We start from the raw sequence: 24,342 nt of genomic DNA on the forward strand, positions 1-24,342 counted from the left end.
CCATGCAGGATTTGAACGATCTCTACTATTACGTCCAGGTGGTCGACCACGGCGGTTTTGCGCCGGCGGGGCGGGCCCTGGGCATGCCGAAATCCAAGCTGAGCCGGCGCCTGCTGCTGCTCGAGGAGCGGCTGGGCGTGCGGCTGGTCCAGCGCACCACCCGGCAGTTTTCCGTGACTGAAGTCGGGCAGTCTTATTACGAACATTGCAAGGCGATGCTGGTGGAAGCCGACGCCGCCCAGGACGCCATCGAGCTGACCCGCGGCGAGCCGCGCGGCGTCGTTCGGCTGACTTGCCCGGTGGCGTTGCTGCATGCGCATGTGGATGTGATGCTGGCCGATTTCATGGCAGCCAATCCGCGCGTGACGGTATTGCTGGAAGCGACCAACCGCCGGGTCGATGTCGTCGCCGAAGCGGTGGATATCGCGATCCGGGTGCGGCCGCCGCCGATTCCCGACAGCGAACTGGTGCTGCGGGTACTGGCTGACCGCAGCCAGTGCCTGGTCGCCAGCCCGCTATTGCTGCAGAGCCGGCAGCTGCCGATGTCACCTGCCGACCTGAACAGCTGGCCGAGCCTGGGGCTGGGGACGGCGCAGCAAAACCATGTCTGGAACCTGTTCGGGCCGGACGGCGCCAAGGCCGCGATCCATCACACGCCGCGTTTTGTCACCGGCGACATGGTGGCCTTGCTGCGGGCGGCGGTGGCTGGCGTCGGCATCGTGCAGCTGCCGACCATGATGATCCGCGAGCAGGTGGCGCAGGGCACGCTGGTGCATGTGCTGGACGACTGGCGGCCGCGGCCCGAGATCATCCATGTGGTGTTCCCGTCGCGGCGCGGCCTGCTGCCGCTGGTGCGGACTTTGATCGATTACCTGGTGCAGCGTTTCCAGGCTTTGAAAGAAGACTAAGCCGGCCTGGACGAGCGTTGCGGATTGCTTCCGGTTTAGTGGAAGTGCGCCGAGCCGCCGGGCGGCGTGTCGTCAGGCATTTCCGGATGCACCAGGTCGCCTTCGCGGTCCGGGTAGAGCGGAGTGCCGCAATCATCGCAAAATTCCATCGCAAACAGTTCGGCATGGCGCTGGATGTCATCGATGCCGCATTCGCGCAGCAGGCTCAGGATCTGTTCCAGCGGCGTTTCCGGCTCGGCGCTGGCGGCGTCGCTGTCGCTGGCGCGGCTGACGATTTCTTCGTTGGCTTCTTCCGGGCCGTACAGCGGCCACACCACGCCGTAGATCACTTCGTTGGTCTGGCCCAGCGAGAAGCCGATGCGGTACTCGTCAACCCGGCCGCTTTCCGGCTGTTCGCTGAAACGGCCGATGCTGGCGTGCAGGTCTTTGGAGGCGATGTCGAGCGTATGCGACAGGTAGTAGCTGGCGGCGCGCAGGGAAGCAGGGCGGATCTGCAGGTCGGCTTCGCGGCAAGCGGCGAAGTACGCTTCCGGCAGCAACAGCTGGATGCCGCAGCCCGGCAGCAGGCGCGTCATGTTGGGCGTGACCTGGTTGCGCCATTGCTCCAGCGCCTGTTCCTTGTCGGCGGCGATGTGGCCGACCTGGCCATGCATCATTTGCCAGCGGAACAGCGGCATGCCGCTGGGCGCCACCAGCGCCGCCAGCAGGTAGCGGGTGTCTGCCAGGAACGGCGCGGTCTGCGGCTGGTCGGCGGGGCTGCGCACCGGCGCCGCGGTCAGCGCCGCGTGCGACAGCTGCTGCAGCAGGGCGAAGGTTTCGCTGTGGCTGCGCGGCAGCTGGTCGATCGCATACAGCGACGGCACGATGGCGGTCATGACTTCCGGCGCCAGGATATGGGCGTGCAGGTGGGCGCCGAGGGTCAGCATGACGTCGCTTGGAATCGGTCCTGAACCGATCGAAAAGCGGGTCCATGCCAGCAGCGGGATGCCGACCAGCAGGCAGTCGTACTGCTGGCCCTGGTAGTCGATGGTGCTCGATTCGCTGCAGGCTTCGACCACGTCCATCAAGGCATCGTAGGCGTCGGGCTGGGCCGGGAACAGCTGTTCCAGCGCACCGTCGATGGGTTCCTGGTGGCGCGCCTTGAAATGCTTGTTGAGCAAGGCTTCAATCTCGCGTTCCCATGCGCGCTCCTCAAGACGGCTGGAGGCTTGTATCAATGCTTGCGCCAGCTCGGCCAGGCGATGGCTGTCGGCGGAAGATTTACGGGAAGGTTTTTTTGACGGACGGCGCATAGTGGATAGAGTAAGGGCTGACAACACAAAGTCAATGTCTTACTGCGCGACCGTAGCGGATGCTCGCATCCAATGCCCGGCAACCGAGATGCTCACATATCCTCGCTGGATATGCTCCGCTGTTCTGCGCTGCCTTCTGGCCTACGACCGCTTGCTGTGAGTTTTTCTGGGACTCAAAGGCAGGAAGACTGCTAGCTTCTATTGTAGTGGATTTAACGCCATGTGGAATAACTACCTTGGATAACCCTGCATCCGCTCCAGAAATGAAAAAACGCCGGTCTGGCCGGCGTTTTGAGGTACTTCCGACTGCCTGTCCGCCGCCGGTACAGATGGCGGCGGGCAGGGCGGTTGTTATGCTGCCAGCAACTGGCGCAGCACGAACGGCAGGATGCCGCCGTGTTTGTAGTAGTCGACTTCGATCGGCGTATCGATACGCAGCAGGACCTTGACTTCCTTGGTTTCGCCATCGGCGCGATGGATCACCAGGGTAGCGTCTTGCTGCGGCTTGATTTCGCCGTCGATGCCCTTCAGGTCGAACGTCTCGTTGCCGGTGATGCCGAGGGTCTGGACGCTGTCCGTGCCGAGGAACTGCAAAGGCAAGACGCCCATGCCGACCAGGTTGGAGCGGTGGATACGCTCGAACGAACGCGCAAACACGGCCTTCACGCCCAGCAGCTGGGTACCCTTGGCTGCCCAGTCGCGCGAGGAGCCTGTGCCGTACTCTTCGCCGGCAAACACCATGGTCGGCACGCCGTCGCTGACGTACTGCATGGCGGCGTCATAGATCGAGGTCTGTTCGCCGCTTGGCTGTTGCAGCGTGATGCCGCCTTCAACCCGGGAACCGTCCGGTGTCGCAGGAATCATCAGGTTCTTGATGCGGACGTTGGCGAAGGTGCCGCGCATCATGATTTCGTGGTTGCCGCGGCGCGAGCCGTAGGAGTTGAAGTCAGCCTTCAGCACGCCGTTGGCGATCAGCCACTTGCCGGCCGGGCTCGATTCCTTGATGGAACCGGCTGGCGAGATGTGGTCGGTGGTGATCGAATCGCCGAACACGCCCAGCGCGCGGGCGCCGGTGATGCCGGTCGCTGCTGCCTTCGGCACCATGGTGAAATCCTGGAAGAACGGTGGTTCAGCGATGTAGGTCGATTTCGGCCAGTTGTAGACTTCGCCGCCGGCGACGCCCTTGATGGCTTCCCACAGCTTGCCTGGTGCGCCCTTGACGTCAGCGTAGTTGGCCTTGAAGGTCTTGGCGTTCATCGCGAACTTCATCAGCTTGGCGACTTCTTGCGAGGTCGGCCAGATGTCGCCCAGGTAAATGTCCCGAACTTTTCCATCCTTGCCCTTGCCCTTGCCGACAGGCTCGGTCATCAGGTCGCGCGTCATGTTGCCGGCGATCGCGTAAGCGACGACCAGCGGTGGCGAGGCCAGGAAATTGGAACGGATGTTCGGATGGATCCGTGCTTCGAAGTTGCGGTTGCCCGACAACACGGCCGATGCCACCACGTCGTTCTTGACGATGGCTTCGTTCATGGCTGGCGTCAGGTCGCCGGCGTTGCCGATACAGGTGGTGCAGCCGTAGGCAGTGACGCCGAAGCCGAGTTTTTCCAGGTACGGCAGCAGGCCGGCCGCTTCCAGGTATTCGGTGACGACGCGCGAGCCAGGGGCCAGCGAAGTCTTGATGTGGGCAGGAACCTTGAGGCCGGCCTCGACTGCTTTCTTGGCCAGCAAACCAGCCGCCAGCATGACGCTAGGGTTGGACGTGTTGGTGCAGGAAGTGATGGCGGCAATCAGCACATCGCCGTTTTGCAGCTTGACGCCGTCGGCGTTGGTGTAGGTTGCATCCAGGTCTTCCACTTTCTTGTTGAAGCCGTTTTCTGCGATAGGCTTGCTGAACAGTTCTGCGAAGTTGGCTTTGACGTTGCCGATTTCGATACGGTCTTGCGGACGCTTAGGGCCAGCCAGCGAAGGTGCGACGGTAGCCAGGTCGAGTTCGACCACGGTGGTGTAGTCGATATCGCCGGCCTTTGGAATGCCGTACAGGTTTTGGGCCTTGAAATAGCCAGCAAACGCGTCGATTTCGGCTTTGCTGCGGCCGGTGCCTTCGAAGTATTCGATAGTCGCATCGTCAACCGGGAAGAAGCCCATGGTGGCGCCGTATTCAGGCGCCATGTTGGCGATCGTGGCGCGGTCGGTCAGGCTCAGCGAGGCGGTGCCTTCGCCGAAGAATTCGACAAACTTGCCGACAACCTTGGCTTTGCGCAGCAGTTCGGTGATGGTCAGCACCAGGTCGGTGGCGGTGACGCCTTCGCGCAGCTGGCCGGTGAGGTTGACGCCGACGACGTCAGGTGTCAGGAAGTAGACCGGCTGGCCCAGCATGCCGGCTTCCGCCTCGATGCCGCCGACGCCCCAGCCGACTACGCCGATGCCGTTGATCATGGTGGTGTGCGAGTCAGTGCCGACCAGGGTGTCCGGGTAATACACCGAATCCTTCTGGTGGACGCCGCGCGCCAGGTATTCCAGGTTGACCTGGTGGACGATGCCGAAGCCGGGAGGCACGACGCCGAAGGTGTCGAATGCCTGCATGCCCCATTTCATGAACTGGTAGCGCTCGTTGTTGCGCTGGAATTCCAGTTTCATGTTGAGGTCGAGCGCTTTCTTTTCACGGAAATGGTCGATCTGCACCGAGTGGTCGACCACCAGGTCGACCGGCACCAGCGGCTCGATGTTCTTGGCGTTCTTGCCGAGCGAGGCGGCAACGTTGCGCATCGCGGCCAGGTCGGCCAGCAGCGGCACGCCGGTAAAGTCTTGCAGCACCACGCGCGCCACCACGAACGGGATTTCGTCGGTGCGGGCAGCAGTCGCGCCCCAGCTAGCCAGCTGCTTGACGTGTTCTTCGGTAACCTTCTTGCCGTCGCAGTTGCGCAGTACGGATTCCAGCACGATACGGATCGACACCGGCAGGCGCGAGATGTTGACGCCGAGTTTTTTCTCCAGCGCAGGCAAGGAATAGAACTTGCCTTTCTTGGAGGCGGAAATCTTGAATTCCTTGAGTGTGTTCAACGTGTTGCGGGACATGATTTCTCCTGGGTTTTCAGTTTAATTACAAGCTATGTGCCGGATCAACAGGTGCGGCAGCCGGCATGGATTCTTGCGCTGCCGATTTGCATTCGTTCGCCAGTTGATGTCCTGTTTTTGAATCAAGCAAAATGCCCTTGGCCGGGATGCCGATCCAGAGCAGGCCGTATTTGCGGTTTTCAAAGCGGTTGGCGCCGGTGGTGGTCGGCACGCGCGACAGGCGGTGCAGGGTTTTGCCCCAGCGCAGTGCGATGTGCTTGTCGTCTTCAGCGTTGGTGAAAATTGTCAGGCTGTTGCCGAGCTCGCATTTGTAATCGACCGAAACTGCAGTCTTGACGTCCGGCGTGCCTTCATCTTCGCCGTCGTCGGCTTCTGCCGGCGCTGCTTTTGCCGCCGGCTTCTTGGCGGATTTCTTGACGGTTTTCTTGGCGCTGGTCTGGGCTTGCACCTGCGGTGCTGCAACTGCCAGGCTGGCGCACAGCAAAACTAAAATAGACAGACTCTTTTTCATTTCCATTGCTCCATGATGCATCCCGCTGTCTTGGCAACGCGGGGCGCGGTTATAACAAAGTTATTGCATTTTCAGGTAGTGCGACGCCGTTGTTTTTTGCCCTCTGCAGAACACTCCAGTAATAACGGTAACTGGCGCGGTCGTGCAGCGTGCCCTCGTGTTGTATCGGTCCCCAGTCCGCCTGCCGGGCGGCAAGCAGGATCTGTGCCGCGGCGGCTATTTCCGACTGCGGCGGGGTGAATGCGTTCAAGATCGGCCTGATCTGCTGCGGATGGATGCTCCACATGCGGGTATAGCCGAATTCGCCGGCGGCGCGGCCGGCATCGGCAGCGGCGCTGGCGCTGTCCTTGATGTCTGTGGTGACGTTATGTGAAGGCACCTTGCCGTGCGCATGGCAGGCCGCGGCGATTTCCAGCTTGGCGCGGGTGACCAGCGGATGGCTGAACTGCGCCGGCGAGCGCATCGCTGCGCTGGGAATGGCGCCGTAATGCGCCGAAACGAAATCCATGATGCCGAACGACAGCGACTGCACTTGGGGCAGGGCGGCGATGGCGAACACATCGGCCAGGGCGCCGTGGGTTTCAATCAAGACATGGACCGGCAACGCCTGCCGTCCGGCCTGGCTGCTGTGGTGCTCTATCAGGGCGATGGCGGCGCTGACTTCGGCCAGGCTCTCGGCCTTGGGCAGCATCAGGTAAGCCAGCCGGCGCGCTGCGCCCTTGCAGATGATCTCTACGTCTTGTTCGAAAAAAGCGCTGCCGCTGTCGTGCACGCGCGCGCCGATGCGCTCGAAGCGGTTGTCGGCGCCGGCGATGACGGCGGCCACCAGTTGTGCGTGCGCTGCTTCGTTGCCGGCGCTGGCGCCGTCTTCGCAGTCGAGTGTGATGTCGAATACCGGACCCAGCTCCTGCTGCAGGGCGACCGACTTACGCATGAGCTTTTCAGCGCCGGCGTAATGATCGCAGACCGGTAGCGAGACCGGCTGCTGCTTGCCTAGGAATAAGACCTGGGTAGGATGCATTGCGACTTTTTGTTGGGTGTGGCGGTAAAGAATTCTAAATTCTGTATTCAAGCGCTGCATGGCAATGGCAGTGTTGCCATGCAGGTGCTGCGGGTGTGCGTGCCTGAGGGGGATTAGCCGACCAGGTGTTTCACGCCGTCACGTTCTTCTTGCAGTTCTTTCAGCGTGATGTTGATGCGCTCTTGCGAGAAGGCGTCGATTTCCAGGCCCTGGACGATTTTGTATTCGCCGTTTTCAGTGGTGACTGGGAAACCGAACATGGTGCCTTCAGGAATGCCGTAAGAACCGTCCGACGGCACGCCCATGGTAGTCCACTTGCCGTTGGTGCCGAGCACCCAGTCGCGGACGTGGTCGATCGCAGCGTTGGCGGCCGATGCCGCCGACGACAGGCCGCGCGCTTCGATGATCGCCGCGCCGCGCTTGCCGACGGTCGGCAGGAACACGTCCTTGTTCCAGACCTGGTCGTTGATCAGGTCTTTGACCGATGCGCCGTCGGCTGTCGCGTAGCGGTAGTCGGCGTACATGGTTGGCGAGTGGTTGCCCCAGACGAACAGTTTTTCGATGCTGGCGACCGGCTTGCCGATCTTGGCGGCGACTTGCGACAGGGCGCGGTTGTGGTCCAGGCGCAGCATCGCGGTGAAGTTCTTGGCCGGCAGGCCAGGCGCCGATTTCATGGCGATGTAGGCATTGGTGTTGGCCGGATTGCCGACCACCAGCACCTTGACATTGCGCGAAGCAACGGCGTCCAGCGCCTTGCCTTGCACCGTGAAGATCTGGGCGTTGGCTTCCAGCAGGTCCTTGCGTTCCATGCCTGGGCCGCGTGGGCGGGCGCCGACCAGCAGGGCGACGTCGACATCCTTGAATGCGGTCAGCGGATCGCTGTGGGCGGTGATGCCGGCGAGCAGCGGGAAAGCGCAATCGTCGACTTCCATGATCACGCCCTTCAGCGCTTTTTGTGCTTTTTCGTCAGGGATTTCCAGCAGTTGCAGGATGACCGGCTGGTCTTTGCCGAGCAGGTCGCCGTTGGCGATGCGGAACAGCAGGGAATAACCGATTTGACCAGCGGCGCCTGTAACGGCAACGCGCATTGGGGACTTAGCCATGTTGAATCTCCAGAGAGGTGGTAGAAAAGCGATGTCTGTTGGTACGTTTGCGTAATATGTCTATTGCAGCGATGCTGCGCAGCCCCTAATGATACCGGCGAAAGCCGCGTGCGTCAGTTTGTTTTGCTTGGACAGGGAGCCGGCAATTTGCAGCTTGCATCTCTGGCATCTAGCTTGGCATCAACGCGACGGCAGTCGTCAAGTAGTGCTTATGCCCGCGAGTTTAGGCTTGGCAACATGGTATGTCAATCAATATCTTATGTCTTATATAAGACATATCATTGCGTATTTTTTGCTGGACGACAATGGGTGTTTTATGGTGAAATCTGAGCTTATGAGTTCCATCCCGCCCAATGTGAGCAGTGACCCCGCCAGCCAGAGCGCTGCTGTTCCTGCATCTCCCTCAGCATCGTCCCCGACCTTCAGTCCCCTCTACCAGCAGATCAAGGCGCTGATCATGCAGCGCCTGCAATCGGGCGAGTGGAAACCGGGCGAACTGATCCCCAGCGAAGTCGAGCTCGGCAACCGTTTCAAGGTCAGCCAGGGTACGGTGCGCAAGGCGATCGACGAACTGGCCGCGGAAAACCTGCTGGTGCGGCGCCAAGGCAAGGGCACGTTTGTCGCCACCCATCACGAAGCGCGCTCGCAGTTCCGCTTCCTGCGCCTGATGCCGGACAGCGACCAGCCGCAAGTTACCGATAAAAAAGTCATCGAGCTGAAGCGCCTGCGCGCGCCGGCGGAAATCGCGCGCCTGCTCGGCATGAAGTCGGGCGATTCGGTGGTGTATGTCAAGCGCGTCATGGCGTTCGACGGCGTGCCGACCATACTCGAAGAGCTGTGGCTGCCGGGCGCGCTGTTCAAGGCCCTGACGCTGGAGCGCCTGGTGGAATACAAGGGCCCGATGTACGGCCTGTTTGAAACCGAATTCGGCACGCGCATGATCCGCGCCACCGAGCAGATCCGCGCCGCCAGCGCCGACGCCGATGCGGCGCAGTTGCTGGCGGTGGAAAAATCATCGCCTTTGTTGTGCGTGGAGCGCGTGTCTTTCACTTATGGCGACAAGCCGGTGGAAGTGCGGCGCGGCTTGTATGTAACCAATCGCCATCACTACCAGAACGAGCTGAGTTGATCTGGGCAGGGTTAGCGCGCCTGCTGCCTGTCGATACCGACGACTGGTAGCAAAATGGCAAAGCACCAGGGTGAGCGCCGGTGATTATTCGCAATATTGAATAATAACTATTGGTGTGCTGCACAAAAATCGGCGAAAATTGCGGGATTGCGCTTTTGTCGCAAATTTTTAAACTGAGGAGAACCCTGTCATGTCTGAAGCCGCGAAACCCAATCGGCCACAGTTTCGTAATATAAACATTACTCAAATTGTCGGTTACCGCTTGCCGCTGGCAGGCATTATTTCGATTTTGCATCGCATTAGTGGCTTGTTGATGTTTTTGCTGTTGCCTTTTATCTTGTTCATGCTGGATAAAAGCCTGATATCTGAAAGTTCTTTCGAATACTTCAAAGGCTTTACGTCGAACTGGTTCGTAAAGCTTGTCATCCTGGCCCTGTCCTGGGCTTACCTGCACCACTTCTGCGCTGGCATCCGCCACCTCGTCATGGATAACCACATCGGCCTGGACAAGGACAGCGCACGCAAGTCGGCTGCCGGCGTCCTGATCGTCAGCGTGCCGCTGGCGCTGATCGTTGCATTGAAACTGTTTGGAGCATTCTGATGGCTGATAACAATATTGGCGGCAAGCGTCTGGTAGTAGGCGCGCATTATGGTTTGCGCGACTGGCTGGCGCAGCGCGTCACCGCCATCGTCATGGCGGTTTATACCGTCATCCTGCTGATTTCTTTCCTGACCGCCAGCAACTTCAGCTATGAAGGCTGGGCCGGTCTGTTTTCGCACCAGTGGTTCAAGCTCGCTACCTTCGTGACGCTGATGGCGCTGTTTTTCCATGCATGGATCGGCGTGCGTGATGTCTGGATGGATTACGTCAAGCCGGTCGCCGTGCGCCTGGTCTTGCAAGTTGCCACAATCCTGTGGTTGGTCGGTTGTGCCGGATGGGCGGCGCAGATTTTGTGGAGAGTGTAATCGTGGCAGCTATTAAATCCACAATTCCTACACGCCGCTTTGATGCGGTAATCGTTGGGGCCGGTGGTTCCGGTATGCGTGCTTCGCTGCAGTTGGCGGAAGCTGGTTTGAATGTTGCAGTCTTGTCGAAAGTATTTCCTACCCGTTCGCACACGGTTGCGGCGCAGGGCGGCATCGGCGCCTCGCTCGGCAACATGTCCGAGGACAGCTGGTACTGGCACATGTTTGACACCGTCAAGGGCTCCGATTACCTGGGCGACCAGGATGCGATCGAGTTCATGTGCCGGGAAGCGCCAAAGGCCGTGTATGAGCTGGAGCACTTCGGCATGCCGTTCGACCGCAACGCCGACGGCACCATTTACCAGCGTCCGTTCGGCGGCCACTCGGCCAACTTCGGCGAAAAGCCGGTAGCGCGCGCCTGCGCCGCTGCCGACCGCACCGGCCATGCGCTGCTGCACACACTGTACCAGCGCAATGTGCGCGCCAAGACCCACTTCTTCGTTGAGTGGATGGCGATCGACCTGGTGCGCGATGCGGAAGGCGACGTCATCGGCGTCGTGGCGCTTGAAATGGAAACCGGCGATGTCATGATCCTGGAAGCCAAGACCACGGTCATGGCTACCGGTGGTGCAGGGCGCATCTGGGCCGCTTCCACCAATGCCTTCATCAATACCGGCGACGGCATGGGCATGGCTGCACGGGCCGGCCTGCCGCTGGAAGACATGGAGTTCTGGCAGTTCCACCCGACCGGCGTGGCCGGCGCGGGCGTGCTGATCACTGAAGGCGTGCGCGGCGAAGGCGGTATCCTGATCAATGCCAACGGCGAGCGTTTCATGGAGCGTTATGCGCCAACCCTGAAAGACCTGGCGCCGCGCGACTTCGTGTCGCGTTCGATGGACCAGGAAATCAAGGAAGGCCGCGGCTGCGGTCCGCACAAGGATCACGTGATGCTGGACCTGCGCCACATCGGCGCCGAAACCATCATGAAGCGCCTGCCGTCGATCCTGGAAATCGGCCACAAGTTCGCCAACGTCGATGCCTTGAAAGAACCGATCCCGGTCGTGCCTACCATCCACTATCAAATGGGCGGTATCCCGACCAATGTGTATGGCCAGGTAGTGGTGCCGAAGAACGGCATCCCGAACGCGGTAGTCAACGGCTTGTACGCCATCGGCGAGTGCGCCTGCGTCTCGGTGCACGGCGCCAACCGTCTGGGCACCAACTCGCTGCTGGACCTGGTGGTGTTCGGTCGCGCGGCCGGCAATCACATTGTCGACAGCAAGCTCAAGGAGCGCAGCAACAAGCCGTTGCCGGCGGATGCAGCCGACGTCGCCCTGGCGCGCCTGGCCAAGCTGGAAACCAGCACCGGTTCCGAGCGCGTGCAAGATGTGGCCGGCGATATCCGCAAGACCATGCAGCACTATTGCGGCGTGTTCCGTACGGATGAACTGCTGCAGCAGGGCTACAAGGAAATCATGGTGCTCGACGAGCGGCGCAAGCATGTTTCGTTCAAGGACAAGTCCAAGGTCTTCAACACCGCGCGTGTCGAAGCGCTGGAACTGGACAACCTGATCGAAACCGCCAAGGCCACCATTACTTCCGCTGCAGCCCGCAAGGAATCGCGCGGCGCTCACGCGCATCGCGATTATGAAAAGCGTGATGACGAAAACTGGATGAAGCATACCTTGTGGTATTCCGAAGGTAATCGTCTCGACTACAAGCCAGTGATCACCAAACCGCTGACAGTTGATACGTTCAAGCCAAAGCCACGCACATTCTGATTTGTCGCGGCAGGGCGGTGCGCCACCTCGCGGTGGCCCGCAACTCTGCCGCACAATTAATAAAAAGGTATAGCCATGTCATCACGTACTTTGAAATTTAAAATCTACCGTTACGATCCTGATAAGGATGCCAAGCCTTACATGCAGGACCTGACGGTAGAGCTGCTGCCAACCGACAAGATGCTGCTGGATGCTTTGCAGCGCATCAAGGCCGACGTCGACGATTCGCTGGCGCTGCGCCGCTCCTGCCGCGAAGGCGTGTGCGGTTCCGACGCCATGAACATCAACGGCAAGAACGGCCTGGCCTGCACCACCAACCTGAACGAACTGACCGAGCCCATCATCCTCAAGCCGCTGCCGGGCCTGCCGGTGATCCGCGACCTGATCGTCGACATGACGCAGTTCTTCAAGCAATACGAATCGATCAAGCCGTTCCTGATCAACGACAACATCCCGCCGGAAAAAGAGCGCCTGCAATCACCGGAACAGCGCGAAGAGCTGGATGGCCTGTACGAGTGCATCCTGTGCGCATGCTGTTCGACTTCCTGCCCGTCGTTCTGGTGGAACCCGGACAAGTTCGTCGGCCCGGCCGGCTTGCTGCAAGCCTACCGCTTCATCGCCGACAGCCGCGACGAAGCCACCGGCGCGCGCCTGGACAACCTGGAAGATCCGTATCGCCTGTTCCGCTGCCGTTCGATCATGAACTGCGTGGATGTCTGTCCGAAGGGCTTGAACCCTAACGCAGCGATCGGCAAGATCAAAGAGCTGATGGTGCGTCGAGCGGTATAAAAGAGAGTAAGCAGGGCGGGACGGCTCCCGAGTCTTCCCGCCCTTGTCGTCGCGGCAGTTTTAGAACTGTTCGTCGAAAGCGCCGAATGGCGATATCAAATAGAATAAGTGGGTTCCATGTCTATCATCCATCAAGCCGATCCTGCCAACCGAGCCCGCCTGCGCTGGCGTGCGCGACGCGGCCTGCTTGAAAACGACCTGATACTCACGCGTTTCCTGGACGCAAACGAAGCCAGCATGACGGACGACGATGTCGATGCTTTTTCGCGCCTGATGGAGTTGTCCGACAACGAACTAATGGATTTGCTGCTGGTCCGTAAAGAACCGGACGGCTTGCTGGATTTGCCGCAAGTGCATGCCCTGTTAGCCAGAATACGCACTGCTTAAGCCTGTATCTTCGCTGGCGGCGACGGCCGCGGAAGAAATGGACCAGCTTGCAGGCGCGTCTTTTGTTTTTTTGATTTAGAGTCACCTTTTGATTGAGGGAAGAGCCATGACCACCGCTGATACAAAAGCCACGCTATCGTTTTCCGATGGCAGTCCATCCGTAGAATTTCCTATTTACAAGGGCACCGTCGGCCCCGAAGTCATCGATATCCGCAAGCTGTACGGCGCTACCGGCAAGTTCACTTACGACCCCGGTTTCATGTCGACCGCGGCGTGCAATTCATCGATCACCTACATCGACGGCGACAAGGGCGAGCTGCTGTACCGCGGTTACCCGATCGAGCAGCTGGCGGTCAATTGCGACTTCCTGGAAACCTGCTACCTGCTGCTGAACGGCGAATTGCCGACTGCCGCTGAAAAGGCGAAATTCGACGCTACCGTGACCCAGCACACCATGGTGCACGAGCAGATGCAATTCTTCTTCCGCGGTTTCCGCCGCGATGCGCATCCGATGGCCGTGCTGGTCGGCACCGTCGGCGCCTTGTCGTCGTTCTACCATGACTCGCTGGACATCACCGATCCGCGCCACCGCGAAGTGTCGGCCATCCGCCTGATCGCCAAGCTGCCGACCCTGGTCGCCATGGCCTACAAGTACAACGTCGGCCAGCCTTTCGTCTACCCGCGCAACGAACTGTCGTACAGCGCCAACTTCATGCACATGATGTTCTCGACTCCGTGCGAAGAGTACAAGGTCAACGACGTGCTGGTGCGCGCGCTGGACCGTATCCTGACCTTGCACGCCGACCACGAGCAGAATGCATCGACCTCGACCGTGCGCCTGGCCGGTTCCAGCGGCGCCAATCCGTTCGCCTGTATCGCTGCCGGCATCGCTTGCCTGTGGGGTCCTGCCCACGGCGGCGCCAATGAAGCGGCGCTCAACATGCTGAAGGAAATCGGTTCGGTCGACAAGATTCCTGAATTCATCGCCAAGGTGAAAGACAAGAATTCCGGCGTCAAGCTGATGGGTTTCGGTCACCGCGTCTACAAGAATTTCGACCCGCGCGCCAAGCTGATGCGTGAAACCTGCTACGAAGTGCTGAACGAACTTGGCCTGCATGACGACCCGCTGTTCAAGCTGGCGATGGCTTTGGAAAAAGTCGCGCTGGAAGACGAATACTTCGTTTCCCGCAAGCTGTATCCGAACGTCGACTTCTACTCCGGCATCGTGCAGTCGGCGCTGGGCATCCCGACCTCGCTGTTCACCGGTATCTTCGCCATGGCGCGCACCGTAGGCTGGATCGCGCAATGGAATGAAATGATTTCCGATCCGGAACAGAAAATCGGCCGTCCGCGCCAGCTGTTCGTCGGTTCGCAGACCCGTGACGTGCCGCCAATCGAAAAACGCGGCTAAGCCGGGCGTGAACGGGCAATAGCAACACAAAAACAGCGAATCCCCGGATTCGCTGTTTGCGTTTGTGCAGGTTATGCTATGCTCTTGTCCTGTGCCGTGTCATGCGGCCGGAAGCAGTGAGAAATGGTGGTAGAAACGGGTAGTAAAAGGTAGCAAAAAACACGTGGTAAACGTGTTTTGAAGGGCAGGCAGCACCCGAATTTAGAAAAAAAGCAGTTGGCAGCAAAGAACACAGCAATAGAGCCCTTCCCCACAACTTGATGTGCAATCCGCTAACCGGTCAGGCCGTGTCGCGGAAGGTTATGTTAACCCGCTAATCTCGCGAAACGCGAAGAAAGGTGAGCAAGATGATGCAACAATACCGCTCTAATTCTTATCTCTTCGGAGGTAATGCACCGTACATTGAAGAGCTGTACGAGTCATACCTCGACAATCCCGGTTCAGTTGCCGACAACTGGCGTGCTTATTTCGACGCCATGCAGCACGTGCCAGCCGTCGACGGCACCGACAAACCTGACGTAGGCCACGCTTCCGTCATCGCCTCGTTTGCCGAGCGCGCCAAACACGGTCCTATCCGCACCATCTCCGCTTCGGCCGACGCTGAAATGGGCCGCAAGCGTGTTGCCGCAACCCAATTGATCGCCGCCTACCGCTACCTCGGTTCACGCTGGGCCAACCTGGATCCGCTGCAACGCCAGGAACGCTCCGTGCTGCCTGAACTGGAGCCAAGTTTCTACGGTTTCACCGATGCCGACATGGACATCGTGTTCAACATCAGCAACACCTACTTCGGCACCGAAACCGCTACGCTGCGCGACCTGCTCAATTCGCTGCGCGACACGTACTGCCGTTCGATCGGTACCGAATACATGTACATCAGCGATCCGACTGAAAAGCGCTGGATGCAAGAGCGCCTGGAGTCGACCCGCTCGGCGCCGGTATTCACCGCCGAGAAGAAAAAGCACATCCTCGACCGCCTGACCGCGGCCGAAGGCCTGGAGCGCTACCTGCACACCCGTTATGTCGGCCAGAAGCGTTTCTCGCTGGAGGGCGGCGAAAGCTTCATCGTGTCGCTGGATGAAACCATCCAGCGCGCCGGCGAAAAGGGTATCCAGGAAATCGTGATCGGCATGGCCCACCGCGGCCGCCTGAACGTGCTGGTCAACACCCTGGGCAAGATGCCGCAGGAACTGTTCGCCGAATTCGAAGGCAAGCACGCCGACGACCTGCCGGCCGGCGACGTCAAGTATCACCAAGGTTTCTCGTCCGATATCACCAGCCCAGGCGGCCCGGTGCATCTGTCGCTGGCGTTCAACCCGTCGCACCTGGAAATCGTCAACCCGGTGGTTGAAGGTTCGGTCAAGGCCCGCATGGAACGCCGCGGCGATGCCGACGGTTCGCAAGTGCTGCCGATCCTGGTGCACGGCGACGCTGCATTTGCCGGCCAGGGCGTCGTGATGGAAACCCTGAACCTGGCGCAGACACGCGGCTACGGCACGGGCGGCACGGTGCATATCGTGATCAACAACCAGATCGGCTTTACTACTTCCGATCCGCGCGATTCGCGTTCGACACTGTACTGCTCGGACGTGGTCAAGATGATCGAAGCGCCGGTGCTGCACGTCAACGGCGACGATCCAGAAGCGGTGGTGTACGCGACCCAGATCGCGCTCGACTACCGTATCGAGTTCAAGAAAGATATCGTTGTCGATATCATCTGCTTCCGCAAACTGGGCCACAACGAGCAAGATACGCCGGCGCTGACCCAGCCGCTGATGTACAAGAAGATCGGCCAGCATCCAGGCACCCGCAAGCTGTATGCGGACAAGCTGGTGGCGCAAGGCACGATCGGCGCCGACGACGGCGACGCCATGGTCAAGGCATTCCGCGATGCAATGGACGCCGGCAAGCACACCATCGATCCGGTCATCACCAACTTCAAGAGCAAATACGCGGTCGACTGGCTGCCGTTCCTGAACCGCAAGTGGACCGACGCTGCCGACACGTCGGTGCCGGTGACCGAACTGAAGCGCCTGGCTGCGCGCATCACTACCGTGCCGGAAAACTTCAAGGTCCACGCGCTGGTCGAAAAAGTACTGAACGACCGCGCTGCCATGGGCCGCGGCGAACTCAACCTCGACTGGGGCATGGGCGAACACCTGGCCTACGCATCGCTGGTGTCGTCGGGTTATGCGATCCGCCTGACCGGCCAGGATGCCGGCCGCGGCACGTTTGTCCACCGCCACGCCGTGCTGCATGACCAGAACCGCGAACGCTGGGATGCCGGCAGCTATATTCCGCTGCAAAACATCTCCGACCAGCAGGCGCCGTTCAAGGTGATCGACTCGGTCCTGTCGGAAGAAGCGGTGCTCGGTTTCGAATACGGTTATTCCACCGCGGAGCCAAACACGCTGACGATCTGGGAAGCGCAGTTCGGCGACTTCGCCAACGGCGCGCAAGTCGTGATCGACCAGTTCATCAGCTCCGGCGAAGTGAAGTGGGGCCGTGCTTCGGGCCTGGTCATGATGCTGCCGCACGGTTACGAAGGCCAGGGTCCGGAACACTCGTCGGCACGCCTGGAACGTTACCTGCAGCTGTGCGCTGACAACAACATGCAAGTGGTGCAGCCGACTACCGCCGCGCAGATTTTCCATCTGCTGCGCCGCCAGATGATCCGCCTGTTCCGCAAGCCGCTGGTGATCATGACGCCGAAGTCGCTGTTGCGTAACAAGGATGCCGGTTCGCCGTTGTCCGACTTCACCAAGGGCAGTTTCCAGACCGTGATCGGCGAAGTCGACGACAAGATCGATCCTAAAAAGGTCAAGCGCGTCATCGCCTGTTCCGGCAAGGTGTATTACGACCTGGTCAACGCACGCAAGGAACGCGGCCAGACCGACGTCGCAATCATCCGCCTGGAACAGCTGTATCCATTCCCGCACAAGGCGTTTGCCGCCGAGTTGAAGCAGTTCCCGAACTTCAACGAGCTGGTATGGACCCAGGACGAGCCGCAGAACCAAGGCGCATGGCTGCAGATCCAGCACAATATTTTTGAAAACCTGGACGAAGGCCAGAAGCTTGCCTATGCAGGCCGTCCAGCCAGCGCATCGCCAGCGGTCGGTTACTACGACAAGCACTATGCGCAGCAAAAAGCGTTGCTGGACACAGCATTTTCCAAGCTCAAAGGCTTTGTTCTGACGAAATAATCGGCGTCTTATCTAATTAGTTGGGGACAGAGCCGCACGGGGAGTGGAATTCGCCGCGCTACGGCGGCTCTTAAACTCTGTCCCGCAATACACATGAATCGGAGAATTAAATGGCTCTTCTAGAAGTAAAAGTTCCGCAGCTGTCGGAATCGGTCGCTGAAGCGACTTTGTTGACATGGCATAAAAAAATCGGCGACGCTGTCAAGCGCGACGAAAACCTGATCGATATCGAGACCGACAAGGTTGTACTGGAACTGCCGGCGCCAGCCGACGGCGTGATCGTCCAGCTGATCAAGGGCGACGGCAGCACCGTGGTTGCGGATGAAATCATCGCCGTGATCGACACCGACGCTTCAGCCAAGGTCAGCCCGATGGAAGTGGCAGCCGTGCCTGTGCCGCAAAGCGGCAACGCGCCGACGCCGGTGGCCGCGCCTGAACTGCAATCGAAATCGGCAGCCGGCATCGCCATGCCTGCGGCAGCCAAACTGCTGGCTGAAAACAACCTGTCGGCGGCGCAAGTCGACGGCAGCGGCAAGGACGGCCGTGTCACCAAGGGCGACGCCCTGGGCGCCATCGCCAACAAGCCGGCAGCGCCAGCACCGCTGGCAGCCGCTCCAGCCAAGCCGGCCCTGCAGCAAGTCGCAGCGCCAACCAAGGCCAACCTGGACGATCGTCCAGAAGAGCGCGTGCCGATGAGCCGCCTGCGCGCACGTATCGCCGAGCGCCTGGTGCAATCGCAATCGACCAACGCCATCCTGACGACATTCAATGAAGTCAACATGCAGCCGGTCATGGACCTGCGCACCAAATACAAGGACAAGTTCGAAAAGGAACACGGCGTCAAGCTGGGTTTCATGTCGTTCTTCGTCAAGGCTGCGGTTGCGGCGCTGAAGAAATACCCGATCGTCAATGCATCGGTGGACGGCAACGACATCGTCTACCACGGCTATTTCGATATCGGCATCGCAGTCGGTTCGCCGCGCGGCCTGGTGGTGCCGGTGTTGCGTGACGCGGACCAGATGTCGATCGCCGACATCGAAAAGAAAATCGGCGAATTCGGCGCCAAGGCCAAGGACGGCAAGCTGACGCTGGACGACCTGACCGGCGGCACTTTCTCGATCTCGAACGGCGGCACTTTCGGTTCGATGCTGTCGACGCCGATCATCAACCCGCCGCAATCGGCAATCCTGGGCGTGCATGCGACCAAGGACCGCGCGGTGGTTGAAAACGGCCAGATCGTGATCCGTCCGATGAACTACCTGGCAATGTCTTATGATCACCGTATCATCGATGGTCGTGAAGCTGTGCTGGCCCTGGTCGCGATGAAGGAAGCGCTGGAAGATCCAGCCCGCCTGTTGCTGGACCTGTAAGCGTCAAGTCTCGCCAGGCGAGAGCGCCCTGACTCTTGTTTCCCGAGGGGAAAATGGAGCAGGGCGCATCGTTTAGGTGGCTTAGTAAATGATGAGCGCCTTGCCACTGTGATTTTTACCCGAGCCGCAAGCCGGCTGCCTGAGTTGACGGCATATGGGGCATGAGTTGGCAAGGCAATAATTCGAAGGATGGAAATGAGCAAACAATTTGATGTCGTTGTGATCGGTGGCGGTCCCGGCGGCTATATCGCAGCAATCCGCGCCGCGCAGCTGGGCTTCAATACTGCCTGTATCGATGAATGGAAAAACGCCAAGAACGGCCCTGCGCCGGGCGGCACCTGCACCAACGTAGGCTGCATTCCATCCAAGGCATTGCTGCAATCGTCCGAACACTACGAACACGCCGGCCATGCGTTCGCCGACCATGGTATTGAAGTCAAGGGCCTGGGACTGAACCTGGGGCAGATGCTGGCGCGCAAGGATAGCGTCGTCAAGCAGAACAACGAAGGCATCTTGTACCTGTTCAAGAAAAACAAGGTCACCTTTTTCCATGGCCGCGGCTCTTTCGTCAAGGGCGATGCCAACGCTTACGAAATCAAGGTCGCCGGCGCTGCCGAAGAAACCATTACCGCCAAGCACATCATCCTGGCTACCGGCTCCAATCCGCGCGCCTTGCCCGGCACGCCGTTTGACGAAAAACTGATCCTGTCCAATACCGGTGCACTGGCAATTGACGCGGTTCCGGCTAAACTGGGTGTTATCGGCGCCGGTGTGATCGGCCTCGAAATGGGTAGCGTCTGGCGTCGTCTCGGCTCGGATGTCAGCGTGCTGGAAGCATTGCCGACTTTCCTCGGCGCGGTCGACGAGCAGATCGCCAAGGAAGCCGGCAAGCTGTTCACCAAGCAAGGCTTGAAGGTCAGCCTGGGCGTCAAGATCGGCGCCATCACGGCCGGCAAGAATGATGTCACAGTGGAATATGTCGACGCCACCGGCGCGGCGCAAAAAGCGGTGTACGACAAGCTGATCGTGTCGATCGGCCGTATCCCTAACACCATCGGCCTGAACGCCGAAGGCGTTGGCCTGCAGCTGGACGAGCGCGGTTTCATCGCCGTCGACGGCGATTGCAAGACCAACCTGCCGAACGTCTGGGCGGTAGGCGACGTGGTGCGCGGCCCGATGCTGGCGCACAAGGCTGAGGAAGAAGGCGTGGCGGTTGCCGAGCGTATTGCCGGACAGCACGGCCATGTGAACTTCAATACAATTCCTTGGGTGATCTACACTTCGCCGGAAATCGCGTGGGTCGGCAAGACAGAACAACAACTGAAGGCAGATGGAGTAGCATACAAGGCGGGTACTTTCCCGTTCCTGGCCAATGGCCGGGCACGCGCCTTGGGTGATACCTCGGGCATGGTCAAGTTCCTGGCGGACGCCAAGACTGACGAAATCCTGGGCGTCCACATTGTTGGTCCAATGGCATCGGAATTGATTTCAGAAGCCGTGGTGGCGATGGAATTCCGCGCATCTGCGGAAGACATCGCCCGTATCTGCCACGCGCACCCGTCCTTGTCGGAAGCGACCAAGGAAGCGGCGCTGGCGGTCGACAAACGGTCCCTGAATTTCTAAGGGAGAAGTGCATGCGTTATCTGATACTGTCGTTAGGCGTTGCATTGTCCGGCTGCGCGACTACAGCGTCGGATAACGGCCGCGTGCAGATTGAGGCCACATCCGACAGCCAGCAGCTGGCTGGCGCGCGCTGCGTGGTGAAAACCGACAGCAGCCGCTGGAATGTGGTCACACCTGGCAATGTCCTGATTGTCGAAGCCGACGGCGACCTGCATGTGGTCTGCAACAAGCCCGGCTACCGTACTTCTGAAGTGGTGTATCGCGCTCCGCCCGGGCTGAATTCGCCGAGCATCGGCATCGGCGCCACCGGCGGCAGCGGCGGCATAGGTGCGGTCGGCCTTGGCTTGGGGGCAAACCTGCCGCTCAGTTTCGGCGGCAAGGAAAAAGCCTACCCTAGCCGGGTACTGGTAGAGATGGGGCGGTCATAGTTGCTGGATGTACTGCCTGGTTTGATGTGGGTGAGCGAAAGCTCGCCCATTTTTATTTTTAGCGGCTTGAAAAAACATGGTTGGTTTTTTGCCAATCTGTGAAGCCGGCAAACCGGTTTTGGTTTTTCGTCAAGAATTGAAAACACAATGAACGTCTTAGAGTTTTACGAACAGGCACTGACGCAACGAGGTTTCCAGGCGGACGATGCGCAACGGCGCGCGGTCGATCGCCTGCAGCAGGCTTACGATGAATGGGTCGAGTACAAGGCGCAGCGTTCCAATTCCTTCAAGCGCCTGATCCTGCGGCCGGATGTGCCGCGCGGCGTGTACATGTGGGGCGGGGTGGGGCGCGGCAAGTCGTTCCTGATGGACAGCTTTTATTCGGTGGTGCCGGTGGTGCGCAAGACGCGCCTGCATTTCCATGAATTCATGCGCGCCGTGCACCGCCAGCTGGACGAGCTCAAGGGCGTCGCCGATCCGCTCGATGAAGTGGCGAAACGGGTCGCCAGGAAATACCGGTTGATCTGTTTTGACGAATTCCACGTGTCCGACATCGCCGACGCAATGATTCTCTACAACCTGCTGAAAGCCTTGTTCGACAACGGCGTGTCATTCATGATGACCTCGAACTACGAGCCGAGCACGCTGTATCCCGACGGTTTGCACCGCGATCGCATGCTGCCCACCATCAAGCTGTTGCAAGACAACCTGGACGTGATGAATATCGATGCCGGCATCGATTACCGCAAGCGCGCCCTGGAACAGGTCGAGAGCTACCATGCGCCGCTCAACGCCGATACCGACCGCGCCTTGCGCCATGCGTTTGCCGGCGTTGCCGATACTGCCGACGAAGATCCGATAGTCGATATCGAAGCGCGTAAAATCAAGGCCCTGCGCCGGGCCGGCGGCGTCATCTGGTTCGATTTCAGCACCTTGTGCGGCGGCCCGCGTTCGCAAAACGATTATCTCGAAATTGCCAGCCGCTTCCATACGGTGATATTGTCCGGTATTCCGCAGATGTCGGCGGCGATGTCGTCCGAGGCGCGCCGGTTTACCTGGCTGATCGATGTGTTCTATGATCACAAGATCAAGTTGATCATGTCGGCCGCGGTAGAGCCGGACCAGCTGTACACGCAAGGCATGCTGGCCAACGAGTTCCACCGTACCGTGTCGCGTATCATGGAGATGCAGTCGCGCGAGTACATGGATAGCGAGCGGCGTTCCGAGGCCGACTCTATTGTATAAGTCGTGTAAGTAAGGCTGTAAATACGGCTGTAAAGAAAATAACGTATAGAAATGGATAGGTTTACGTGGAATTTGCCTCTTTGATCCTGGCCCCTTTGTCATCGCCGCTGACGCCCGCGCGTCGCCGGCGCCCGCTCTTGCCGGGCATGGCTGCGCTGCTGCTGGCGCTGTGCGCCGGCCCTGCTGTCCTGGCCGCCGACATCGAACTCAAGCCGGTAGACCAGCCGGCCGCCGAGCTGAGCGCGCGCTACCCGCTGGAAACGCTGACTTCGGTGGAGACCGCGAACCGGGCGCTGGCCGATGTCGCCGACGCCAAGGCTGAAGTCGAGGCGCGCGACCTGGAACAGCGCCGGGCCTGCTATCAGAAATTCTTCGTCAACCACTGCCTCGACATCGCCAAGGAACAGCGGCGCCTGGCGATGAAGACCATCCGTCCGATCGACATCACCGCCAACGCTTTCTTGCGCAAGGACCGGGCCGACGAGCGCGACAAGGCGCTGGAAGTGCACGATGCCGGGCAACCGGCCGAAGCAGCGCAGAAAGCCCAGGATCAGCAGGCGAAAGAAGTGAGCAACGCGGAAAAGGTCAAGCAAGGCGCGGCAAAGGATAAGGAAGTCACCGCCAATACCCGCAAGCATATGGGCGAGGCCGACAAGCGGGTGGCCGAGCATAACGCCAAACTGCAAAAAGCGCGGCAGGATGAGGCCGCGAAGGCATCGGAGCGGGCAGCGAATGCCGCCGCTTTCGAGAAAAAGGCAAAGGACTCGGCAGCACGCCAGAAGGAAGTTGCCGACAACAAGGTCGCCAAGGCCAAGGACCTGGCCGCGAAGAAGGCTGCCGCCGCACCAGCGGCGCCGGCAGCAGCAACGCCGCCGCCGGCTTCCGCTCCGTAGCCCGGGCCAGCCGTGCGGCTTACACCGCGCGGCGCATTTTCTTGACGGTGTAGTTCTGCGCTTCCTTGGGCAGCGCCACCAGCTTGACGATCGCAAAAGTGCAATTGTCGGCAGCGTGGCCTTCGGCGCGCTTGCGGGTCTTGGTGATCAGCATTTCAGCCGCATCGCGCGGCTTGTTCATGGCGATGGCCGCACCCAGTTCATCTTCCGTAAAGTAATGCCATAGCCCGTCCGAGCACAGCAGGAAAGCATCGCCAGCCTTAAGGCCGGTGTAGCGGCTGATGCTGACCGTGGGCGTATCGGTGCTCGACCCCAGCGCGTTGAGCAGGATGTTGGAGAGGTTGTGCGATTTCGCCTCGCTGCGCGACAGCTTGCCTTCGCTCACCAGTTTCTCGACGTAGGAATGATCGATGGTGTGCTCGGCGAAATTAGGGCCCTCGAAGCGGTACAGGCGTGAATCGCCGACATGGCCCCAGGTAGCCGTGCCGTCCGGCGACAGCACCAGGATCACCATGGTGGTGTGCGGATCCTTGTCGTTGGAGAAGCCGCTCAGCTTGATGACGGTGTGCGTCTCCAGCGCGATGTTCTGCAGCATGGTTTCGACATTGTCGATCAGCGGCGAGAAACCTTCGAAGATCTGCTTGGCGGTGCAGATCACCTGCTCGGCAGCCAGTGCGCCGCCGCTGCGGCCGCCCATGCCGTCGGCGAGTACTGCCATCATGTAACCCGGTGCTTTTGGGGCAGTGAATAATGCAGTCCGGTCCTGTTGTTCCTGGCGGTCACCGATGTGTTGGCCGGTGCCGGCTTCGATCTTGTATTGGCTCATTCGTCTGGGTAGATTAAACTGCATCCTGTTCTAGGTAATTCTGGATCCGGCGTCAAATCGCCATTCATTCACAGTAATACAGTATGAAGTTGATGGGAAATATTATACGCAGGAATGATTTTCAACGTGTTTCCATATGTTAACATTTTCCAACGCTAGAATATGACCATGATCGATCGAGAAGAAATCCTGCGCCGCATTATAGAACTTGAAGTCGAACATCGCGACCTGGATGCGGCCATTCATACCATGACAAATCAGGTCTTGCACGAAGAATTGCAGTTGCGCCGCCTGAAAAAGCGCAAATTGCAACTGAAAGACCAGATCACGCTGTTAAGAATGCAATTAATTCCCGACATCCCTGCCTGATAGCCCACCCCG

21 protein-coding genes are annotated in these 24,342 nt (G+C 59.7%); 15 read left to right on the forward strand and 6 right to left on the reverse strand.

Features of this window, described 5'->3' with window-relative positions; all coding sequences use genetic code 11:
* Positions 1–2: 2 nt before the first annotated feature.
* Positions 3–908, forward strand: a complete 906-nt coding sequence (locus tag V8G57_RS01700; RefSeq protein WP_342827930.1) for a LysR family transcriptional regulator — start codon at positions 3–5, stop codon at positions 906–908.
* A 35-nt stretch (positions 909–943) separates the two neighbouring features.
* Here V8G57_RS01700 and V8G57_RS01705 read toward each other — a convergent pair whose 3' ends face one another.
* From V8G57_RS01705 to V8G57_RS01725, 5 genes are all read right to left on the reverse strand, one after another.
* On the reverse strand, positions 944–2,200 hold the full coding sequence (locus V8G57_RS01705) for a DUF2863 family protein (protein ID WP_144736150.1): 1,257 nt from the start codon (positions 2,198–2,200) through the stop codon (positions 944–946).
* Positions 2,201–2,551: 351 nt separating this feature from the next.
* Positions 2,552–5,275, reverse strand: a complete 2,724-nt coding sequence (gene acnA, locus V8G57_RS01710) for an aconitate hydratase AcnA (RefSeq protein WP_092392118.1) — start codon at positions 5,273–5,275, stop codon at positions 2,552–2,554.
* A 25-nt stretch (positions 5,276–5,300) separates the two neighbouring features.
* On the reverse strand, positions 5,301–5,786 hold the full coding sequence (locus V8G57_RS01715) for a hypothetical protein (RefSeq protein WP_092392696.1): 486 nt from the start codon (positions 5,784–5,786) through the stop codon (positions 5,301–5,303).
* A gap of 49 nt (positions 5,787–5,835) precedes the next feature.
* Positions 5,836–6,807 (reverse strand): HpcH/HpaI aldolase/citrate lyase family protein, encoded by a 972-nt coding sequence (locus V8G57_RS01720; RefSeq protein ID WP_342827933.1) that lies wholly within the window; start codon positions 6,805–6,807, stop codon positions 5,836–5,838.
* 113 nt (positions 6,808–6,920) lie between these two features.
* Positions 6,921–7,910, reverse strand: a complete 990-nt coding sequence (locus tag V8G57_RS01725) for a malate dehydrogenase (protein WP_144736154.1) — start codon at positions 7,908–7,910, stop codon at positions 6,921–6,923.
* Positions 7,911–8,244: 334 nt separating this feature from the next.
* Between V8G57_RS01725 and V8G57_RS01730 the strand changes: the two genes are divergently transcribed.
* The 13 genes from V8G57_RS01730 to V8G57_RS01790 all read left to right on the forward strand — a co-directional run bounded on the left by V8G57_RS01730 (position 8,245) and on the right by V8G57_RS01790 (position 23,135).
* Positions 8,245–9,039 (forward strand): GntR family transcriptional regulator, encoded by a 795-nt coding sequence (locus V8G57_RS01730; RefSeq protein WP_175500836.1) that lies wholly within the window; start codon positions 8,245–8,247, stop codon positions 9,037–9,039.
* Positions 9,040–9,229: 190 nt separating this feature from the next.
* Positions 9,230–9,640: a succinate dehydrogenase, cytochrome b556 subunit gene (gene sdhC / locus V8G57_RS01735; protein WP_342827936.1), complete on the forward strand. Its 411-nt coding sequence runs from the start codon at positions 9,230–9,232 to the stop codon at positions 9,638–9,640.
* Complete coding sequence (gene sdhD, locus V8G57_RS01740; protein WP_092392125.1) at positions 9,640–10,005, forward strand: succinate dehydrogenase, hydrophobic membrane anchor protein; 366 nt, start codon at positions 9,640–9,642, stop codon at positions 10,003–10,005. Before sdhC ends, sdhD begins: the two co-directional genes overlap by 1 nt.
* 2 nt (positions 10,006–10,007) lie before the next feature.
* Positions 10,008–11,786 carry a succinate dehydrogenase flavoprotein subunit gene (sdhA, locus tag V8G57_RS01745; RefSeq protein WP_061542296.1) on the forward strand — a complete coding sequence of 593 codons (1,779 nt, stop codon included), beginning with the start codon at positions 10,008–10,010 and terminating at the stop codon, positions 11,784–11,786.
* 75 nt (positions 11,787–11,861) lie between these two features.
* Positions 11,862–12,575 (forward strand): succinate dehydrogenase iron-sulfur subunit, encoded by a 714-nt coding sequence (locus V8G57_RS01750; RefSeq protein ID WP_092392127.1) that lies wholly within the window; start codon positions 11,862–11,864, stop codon positions 12,573–12,575.
* Positions 12,576–12,692: 117 nt separating this feature from the next.
* Positions 12,693–12,962 carry an FAD assembly factor SdhE gene (locus V8G57_RS01755; protein ID WP_061539807.1) on the forward strand — a complete coding sequence of 90 codons (270 nt, stop codon included), beginning with the start codon at positions 12,693–12,695 and terminating at the stop codon, positions 12,960–12,962.
* Between the two features lie 106 nt (positions 12,963–13,068).
* On the forward strand, positions 13,069–14,373 hold the full coding sequence (gltA, locus tag V8G57_RS01760) for a citrate synthase (RefSeq protein WP_092392129.1): 1,305 nt from the start codon (positions 13,069–13,071) through the stop codon (positions 14,371–14,373).
* 347 nt (positions 14,374–14,720) lie between these two features.
* Positions 14,721–17,576 carry a 2-oxoglutarate dehydrogenase E1 component gene (locus tag V8G57_RS01765; RefSeq protein WP_092392131.1) on the forward strand — a complete coding sequence of 952 codons (2,856 nt, stop codon included), beginning with the start codon at positions 14,721–14,723 and terminating at the stop codon, positions 17,574–17,576.
* 110 nt (positions 17,577–17,686) lie between these two features.
* Positions 17,687–18,946: a 2-oxoglutarate dehydrogenase complex dihydrolipoyllysine-residue succinyltransferase gene (odhB, locus tag V8G57_RS01770; protein WP_014005739.1), complete on the forward strand. Its 1,260-nt coding sequence runs from the start codon at positions 17,687–17,689 to the stop codon at positions 18,944–18,946.
* A gap of 195 nt (positions 18,947–19,141) precedes the next feature.
* Positions 19,142–20,569, forward strand: coding sequence for a dihydrolipoyl dehydrogenase (gene lpdA / locus V8G57_RS01775; protein ID WP_342827940.1), 1,428 nt, complete (start codon positions 19,142–19,144; stop codon positions 20,567–20,569).
* An 11-nt stretch (positions 20,570–20,580) separates the two neighbouring features.
* The gene (locus tag V8G57_RS01780; protein ID WP_092392133.1) at positions 20,581–20,997 is read left to right on the forward strand and encodes a hypothetical protein; all 417 of its coding nucleotides are present in this window, start codon (positions 20,581–20,583) and stop codon (positions 20,995–20,997) included.
* Positions 20,998–21,144: 147 nt separating this feature from the next.
* Positions 21,145–22,242 (forward strand): cell division protein ZapE, encoded by a 1,098-nt coding sequence (gene zapE / locus V8G57_RS01785; RefSeq protein WP_342827942.1) that lies wholly within the window; start codon positions 21,145–21,147, stop codon positions 22,240–22,242.
* Positions 22,243–22,307: 65 nt separating this feature from the next.
* Complete coding sequence (locus V8G57_RS01790; protein WP_342827943.1) at positions 22,308–23,135, forward strand: hypothetical protein; 828 nt, start codon at positions 22,308–22,310, stop codon at positions 23,133–23,135.
* Between the two features lie 19 nt (positions 23,136–23,154).
* On the opposite strand, the gene V8G57_RS01795 is transcribed toward V8G57_RS01790, so the two are convergent.
* The gene (locus tag V8G57_RS01795; RefSeq protein WP_092392140.1) at positions 23,155–23,961 is read right to left on the reverse strand and encodes a PP2C family protein-serine/threonine phosphatase; all 807 of its coding nucleotides are present in this window, start codon (positions 23,959–23,961) and stop codon (positions 23,155–23,157) included.
* A gap of 162 nt (positions 23,962–24,123) precedes the next feature.
* Between V8G57_RS01795 and V8G57_RS01800 the strand changes: the two genes are divergently transcribed.
* Entirely contained in the window at positions 24,124–24,330 is a 207-nt protein-coding gene (locus tag V8G57_RS01800) for a YdcH family protein (RefSeq protein WP_170850937.1), read from the forward strand.
* Positions 24,331–24,342 lie beyond the last annotated feature (12 nt).

Source organism: Collimonas rhizosphaerae, from assembly GCF_038896935.1.
GTDB classification, from domain to species: Bacteria; Pseudomonadota; Gammaproteobacteria; order Burkholderiales; family Burkholderiaceae_D; genus Collimonas; species Collimonas rhizosphaerae.

Excerpts from the sequence above, each read along its gene's own strand:
- gltA (WP_092392129.1), top strand. The coding sequence starts at position 13,069 with ATGACCACCGCTGATACAAAAGCCACGCTATCGTTTTCCGATGGCAGT.
- sdhD (WP_092392125.1), top strand. The coding sequence starts at position 9,640 with ATGGCTGATAACAATATTGGCGGCAAGCGTCTGGTAGTAGGCGCGCAT.
- sdhC (WP_342827936.1), top strand. The coding sequence starts at position 9,230 with ATGTCTGAAGCCGCGAAACCCAATCGGCCACAGTTTCGTAATATAAAC.
- V8G57_RS01750 (WP_092392127.1), top strand. The coding sequence starts at position 11,862 with ATGTCATCACGTACTTTGAAATTTAAAATCTACCGTTACGATCCTGAT.
- V8G57_RS01700 (WP_342827930.1), top strand. The coding sequence starts at position 3 with ATGCAGGATTTGAACGATCTCTACTATTACGTCCAGGTGGTCGACCAC.
- V8G57_RS01720 (WP_342827933.1), bottom strand. The coding sequence starts at position 6,807 with ATGCATCCTACCCAGGTCTTATTCCTAGGCAAGCAGCAGCCGGTCTCG.
- V8G57_RS01715 (WP_092392696.1), bottom strand. The coding sequence starts at position 5,786 with ATGAAAAAGAGTCTGTCTATTTTAGTTTTGCTGTGCGCCAGCCTGGCA.
- V8G57_RS01765 (WP_092392131.1), top strand. The coding sequence starts at position 14,721 with ATGATGCAACAATACCGCTCTAATTCTTATCTCTTCGGAGGTAATGCA.
- V8G57_RS01795 (WP_092392140.1), bottom strand. The coding sequence starts at position 23,961 with ATGAGCCAATACAAGATCGAAGCCGGCACCGGCCAACACATCGGTGAC.
- V8G57_RS01755 (WP_061539807.1), top strand. The coding sequence starts at position 12,693 with ATGTCTATCATCCATCAAGCCGATCCTGCCAACCGAGCCCGCCTGCGC.
- acnA (WP_092392118.1), bottom strand. The coding sequence starts at position 5,275 with ATGTCCCGCAACACGTTGAACACACTCAAGGAATTCAAGATTTCCGCC.
- lpdA (WP_342827940.1), top strand. The coding sequence starts at position 19,142 with ATGAGCAAACAATTTGATGTCGTTGTGATCGGTGGCGGTCCCGGCGGC.
- V8G57_RS01725 (WP_144736154.1), bottom strand. The coding sequence starts at position 7,910 with ATGGCTAAGTCCCCAATGCGCGTTGCCGTTACAGGCGCCGCTGGTCAA.
- zapE (WP_342827942.1), top strand. The coding sequence starts at position 21,145 with ATGAACGTCTTAGAGTTTTACGAACAGGCACTGACGCAACGAGGTTTC.
- V8G57_RS01780 (WP_092392133.1), top strand. The coding sequence starts at position 20,581 with ATGCGTTATCTGATACTGTCGTTAGGCGTTGCATTGTCCGGCTGCGCG.
- odhB (WP_014005739.1), top strand. The coding sequence starts at position 17,687 with ATGGCTCTTCTAGAAGTAAAAGTTCCGCAGCTGTCGGAATCGGTCGCT.
- V8G57_RS01800 (WP_170850937.1), top strand. The coding sequence starts at position 24,124 with ATGACCATGATCGATCGAGAAGAAATCCTGCGCCGCATTATAGAACTT.
- V8G57_RS01705 (WP_144736150.1), bottom strand. The coding sequence starts at position 2,200 with ATGCGCCGTCCGTCAAAAAAACCTTCCCGTAAATCTTCCGCCGACAGC.
- V8G57_RS01730 (WP_175500836.1), top strand. The coding sequence starts at position 8,245 with ATGAGTTCCATCCCGCCCAATGTGAGCAGTGACCCCGCCAGCCAGAGC.